This is a genomic window from Peribacillus sp. SIMBA_075 (assembly GCF_046534585.1).
Genome location: NZ_JAWRYN010001188.1, coordinates 1 through 250 on the forward strand (window position 1 = coordinate 1; position 250 = coordinate 250).

The following is a 250-nucleotide window of genomic DNA, read 5'->3' on the forward strand; positions in this document are numbered from 1 at the left end:
CTGCACAGGTACCCAGAGACTTGCTCCAATCGCTACTCCCGCCAAATCTGTCGGGCTTGCGTGTCCGGACATGATCGTATCGAAAAAGGTCATGGAGAAAAGCGCCAGCTGCGATATAAGGATCGGCAACAGGACAATCAGAAACTGCCGCCACTTTTCTTTTAATGAATAGGTTTCTAGCATGATTGCTCTTCCTCATTTACATAAGAATATCGTTGAAACGATTTGAAAAAAACTGCCAAATGGCTCT

At 45.2% G+C, this 250-nt stretch carries 1 protein-coding gene; it reads right to left on the reverse strand.

Annotation, left to right across the window (positions count from 1 at the left end):
- On the reverse strand, positions 1–183 hold a 183-nt coding region (locus tag SB775_RS32075), incomplete at its 3' end, for an MATE family efflux transporter (protein WP_410865329.1).
- Positions 184–250 lie beyond the last annotated feature (67 nt).